The 1484-nt window shown below is 60.0% G+C and carries 1 protein-coding gene; it reads left to right on the top strand.

Annotated features, from left to right (window positions below; translation table 11 throughout):
* Window positions 1–14 precede the first annotated feature (14 nt).
* Window positions 15–1484: 4-hydroxyphenylacetate 3-hydroxylase family protein (locus PY311_RS12520; protein ID WP_286149031.1), on the top strand; the 1470-nt coding region annotated here is incomplete at its 3' end.

Genomic DNA, 1484 nt, shown 5'->3' with positions numbered 1-1484 from the left:
GAGGATAAGAAAATATGGCACTGATGACACCTCAGGAGTATATTGACTCCCTGCGGAAGCTGAACACCCGCGTTTATATGTTCGGCGAGAAGATCGACAACTGGGTGGATCACCCCATGATCCGTCCCTCTATCAACTGCGTGGCCATGACCTATGCCCTGGCCCAGGATCCCCAGTACGCCGATCTCATGACCGTGAAATCCAGCCTCACCGGCCACACCATCAACCGCTTCACCCATCTGCACCAGTCCACCGAGGACCTGATGAACAAGGTGAAAATGCAGCGCCTGCTGGGCCAGAAGACCGCTTCCTGCTTCCAGCGCTGCGTGGGCATGGACAGCTTCAACGCCGTGTTCTCCACCACGTTCGAGGTGGATGAGAAGTACGGCACCCACTATCACGAAAACTTCAAGAAGTTCCTGACCTACGTGCAGGACAATGACCTCACCGTGGACGGCGCCATGACCGACCCCAAGGGTGACCGCTCCAAGGCCCCCCACGATCAAGCCGACCCCGATATGTTCGTTCATGTGGTGGAGCGCCGCCCCGACGGCATTGTGGTCTGCGGCGCCAAGTGCCACCAGACCGGCTCCATCAACTCCCACTGGCACATCTTCATGCCCACCATTTCCATGAGTGAGGCGGATAAGGATTGGGCGGTCAGCTTTGCCTGCCCCACTGACGCCGAGGGTATGTACATGATCTACGGCCGCCAGTCCTGCGACACCCGCAAGACCGAGGAGGGCGCCTCTATTGATGTGGGCAACGCCAAGTTCGGTGGTCAGGAGGCTCTGGTGGTGCTGGACCATGTGTTCATCCCCAATGAGTACATCTTCCTCAACGGCGAGTATGAGTTCGCCGGCATGATGGTGGAGCGCTTCGCCGGCTATCACCGCCAGTCCTACGGCGGCTGCAAGGTGGGCGTGGGCGATACCCTCATCGGCGCCGCTGCGCTGGTGGCCGAGTACAACGGCGTGGAGAAAGCCAGCGCAGTGAAAGACAAGCTCATCGAGATGACCCACCTGAACGAGACGCTGTTCTGCTGCGGCATCGCCTGCTCCGCGCAGGGCTTCAAGACCAAGGCCGGCAACTATCAGATCGACCTGCTGCTGGCAAACGTCTGCAAGCAGAACGTCACCCGCTTCCCCTATGAGATCGTGCGTCTGGCTGAGGACATCGCGGGCGGCCTGATGGTCACCATGCCCTCTCAGGTGGACTTCAACTCCGACACGGTGGTGGGCCGCAACGGCGAGACCATCGGCGAGATCTGCAATAAATTCTTTGTGGGCCGCGAGGGCGTCAAGACCGAGGACCGTCAGCGCATTATGCGCTTCATTGAGAACCTGTGCCTGGGCGCTGCCGCCGTTGGCTACCGCACTGAGTCCATGCACGGCGCCGGTTCTCCCCAGGCCCAGCGCATCATGATCGCCCGTCAGGGCAACATTCAGGGCAAGAAGCAGCTTGCCAAGGATATTGCCGGCATC

The organism is Neopoerus faecalis (assembly GCF_029218125.1).
Taxonomy (GTDB): domain Bacteria; phylum Bacillota; class Clostridia; order Oscillospirales; family Oscillospiraceae; genus Oscillibacter; species Oscillibacter faecalis_A.
This window is presented reverse-complemented; position numbering and strand designations above follow the sequence as displayed.